5 protein-coding genes and 1 pseudogene are annotated in these 2,369 nt (G+C 63.5%); all 6 read left to right on the forward strand.

Annotated elements, in window-relative coordinates; all coding sequences use genetic code 11:
* A pseudogene (locus P792_RS39320) lies at window positions 1-83 on the forward strand (DUF736 domain-containing protein); the annotation flags it as partial.
* 340 nt (window positions 84-423) lie between these two features.
* Window positions 424-576 carry a hypothetical protein gene (locus tag P792_RS38070; protein WP_010518334.1) on the forward strand — a complete coding sequence of 51 codons (153 nt, stop codon included), beginning with the start codon at window positions 424-426 and terminating at the stop codon, window positions 574-576.
* 180 nt (window positions 577-756) lie between these two features.
* Window positions 757-1,041, forward strand: coding sequence for a helix-turn-helix transcriptional regulator (locus tag P792_RS34020; RefSeq protein WP_018308128.1), 285 nt, complete (start codon window positions 757-759; stop codon window positions 1,039-1,041).
* A gap of 130 nt (window positions 1,042-1,171) precedes the next feature.
* Entirely contained in the window at window positions 1,172-1,435 is a 264-nt protein-coding gene (locus P792_RS34025; RefSeq protein ID WP_010518332.1) for a DNA -binding domain-containing protein, read from the forward strand.
* A gap of 138 nt (window positions 1,436-1,573) precedes the next feature.
* Window positions 1,574-1,792, forward strand: coding sequence for a transcriptional regulator domain-containing protein (locus P792_RS39325; RefSeq protein WP_010518331.1), 219 nt, complete (start codon window positions 1,574-1,576; stop codon window positions 1,790-1,792).
* 19 nt (window positions 1,793-1,811) lie between these two features.
* Window positions 1,812-2,360, forward strand: a complete 549-nt coding sequence (locus P792_RS34030) for a DUF2285 domain-containing protein (RefSeq protein ID WP_018308127.1) — start codon at window positions 1,812-1,814, stop codon at window positions 2,358-2,360.
* Window positions 2,361-2,369: the final 9 nt, after the last annotated feature.

Consider the following 2,369-nt stretch of genomic DNA (forward strand, 5'->3'; position numbering starts at 1 on the left):
TCGCCAACCTCTTCGATGACGAGGACGGCGAGGGCTACAGCCTGATCTGGTCCCGCCCCAACGGCCGCCGCAACGGCGACTGAGGTGCCAGCGATCCCCCGCCCGGCCGGTCCGGGTGGGGCCTTCGCATGACCGATCGCGAACCGGCGGGTGGGCGCACCAGTCGCGCCGCGCCCAATCTGCCAATGTGTGGGCAAGAAAGGGGAACAGGGCTTCCCTCAGCCTTCCCATTGTACCATGCCCGGCGTGAACCGCCTCAAGGACGCGCGGTCCCCCCAATTTTGCCCGGCGCACCCTACGGGCACACCAGACAAAATCGGCTCCCCCGCGCGCCGCTGGGGCGGTCGCCTGCGGCGATCCTTGACCCGATTCACGCGCGCATGAGGCGACGGCCTGTCTTCGAAAAACGAAAGGAGCAGGACGATGACCACGCTACACGACCAGATCCAGATGCTGCGCGCCGAACTGACCAGCTTTCACCTCAGCCGTCGTGAGCGGGCCAAAATCGAGCGTGAACTGAACCAGGTATGCGCGCAATTCGCAGCAAAATGCCACGACGGGGAGGCCTCCGCGTAAGCGGGGGTCTTTTCGTCTGGTCGCCCGTACCGACGGCGGACCCCACTGACGGTCCTATCAGAAGCAGGACGCCGGTGTTTCCTCACTATCCAACTGAAAGAACGATATTGAATCTCCATTATACGACTATTATAGTCGTATTTCTGGTGTGCATGCCCTGCATGTCGGATGTGATCATGGATGATCACTGGCCGACAGGTAAGGGCGGCACGGGCACTCCTGAACTGGACACAGGAACGGCTCGCTGAAAAAGCCCTCGTAGCATTGACCGCGCTCAAGCGCCTTGAATCCGAGCGTGGCCTTGGTGTCCATGAGGGCACGATCGACCAGGTCCGCCGCGCGCTGGAAGCAGCGGGCATCCTGTTCATCGAGTCCGGGCAAGGGCGTGGTGTCATGTTTCTTCACGAGACTTCCGATCCACAGACGCGACAGGATGCGGGCCGTCGCAGACGCGCGCCGTCCTGATCGGCCTGGCCGCGCAGCCTTCCCACTCGGCCCCGCGTTGTTTTTTGCGTCAGCGCGGAACCGTCGAACGGTCGTCATTCCACGAATTTGTTATCGAACCGATCCAACAGCGCTATCACGAGGGATCGTCATGACCCACCCATCCTTCCAGGATCACCCGCCTCTGACGGCGCGTGTGAACGCCTATGACGAGCAGCATCTCGACCTTTATCTCCGCCTCCTGATCGCCGACGAGGAAGGTGCCGACTGGCGCGAAGTCGTTGCGGTGCTGTTCAAAATCGATCCTGTCTGTGAACCCGTGCGCGCCAGGGCTGTTTACGACAACCATCTTGCACGGGCGCGCTGGATGACCAAAGCCGGCTACCGGCATTTGCTGGAGCCGCGCCTGCAATAGCCGGGCTTCGCCGGCCCACGCGCTGGTCCCCCACGGCACTCTCCCCAATAGAAAATCAGGGTCTATGCGCTCGCGGTTCCGATCCGGCTAATTGAGGCTGCCCCCTTGCCGTATGAGGGGCCAGACAGGGAGGTCACCATGCCGACATCCTTCTGGCGTTCACAGGAAATACGCGACCGTATCAGCACTCTGGACCGTTCCGGTTTCGCCGTCGAGTTCCTGCGCCGCAACGCGACGTACCGTCGCGAGTATGCCCGCCTGCAACGACGCATCGCCCGCCGGGCAACGGACGCCGCCGCAGAGCGCGCGGCGTTCGCCGAACGCTGGGGGTTGGGCTTTTGTCCATGCTCCCGATGAACCCGCCCGCCGCGGCCGCATGGTCTGGAGGCCCGAGGTCTCCCCGGCCACGCTGATTCTCACGCCGGCACCCTCGGGTTTCGCGACGGTGACCCCGATCGAACCCGCCATGCTGGGGAATATCCTGGCCCGTCACGACGATGCGGATGGCGGGTGGCTTACGATCGGCGACGCGGTTGGCGATCTCTTTCTTCGGCTTCTGGACCCTTCGGCCTTGCAACGCCCCGCCGTGCTGCTGCCGCTGGACGCTGCCGGCGAGCTTCGTCTCGACGTGGCGTTGCGCTTTTTCCGGCATCTGCGTGGCAGCCGCGTTGCCCTGCTTCCACGCGCGCTCCAGCTCACGCCGCTCCAGCGTGCGCGGCAGATTCAGCTTCTGATCGCCTTCGACATTCAGGAAATTGGTGGCGGCCCACGTGAGGTCGCCATAGCCGCCGGCCGTTCATGGCAGGCGATTTTACCTTCCATCGAGTGGAAGAACACTGCGGCGCGGCGCTTTGCGGATCGCCTGATTCAGGACGCAGAGAACCGGGTAAACGGCGGTTACCTGGATTTCTTACACGGCAAATAGCATCAGCCG

Origin of the sequence: Asaia sp. SF2.1, assembly GCF_000505765.1 — a bacterium.
In the GTDB taxonomy this organism is placed as follows: Bacteria; Pseudomonadota; Alphaproteobacteria; order Acetobacterales; family Acetobacteraceae; genus Asaia; species Asaia bogorensis.

Coding starts and splice junctions, on each gene's coding strand:
- P792_RS38070 (WP_010518334.1), top strand. CDS start 424: ATGACCACGCTACACGACCAGATCCAGATGCTGCGCGCCGAACTGACC.
- P792_RS34020 (WP_018308128.1), top strand. CDS start 757: ATGATCACTGGCCGACAGGTAAGGGCGGCACGGGCACTCCTGAACTGG.
- P792_RS34025 (WP_010518332.1), top strand. CDS start 1,172: ATGACCCACCCATCCTTCCAGGATCACCCGCCTCTGACGGCGCGTGTG.
- P792_RS39325 (WP_010518331.1), top strand. CDS start 1,574: ATGCCGACATCCTTCTGGCGTTCACAGGAAATACGCGACCGTATCAGC.
- P792_RS34030 (WP_018308127.1), top strand. CDS start 1,812: ATGGTCTGGAGGCCCGAGGTCTCCCCGGCCACGCTGATTCTCACGCCG.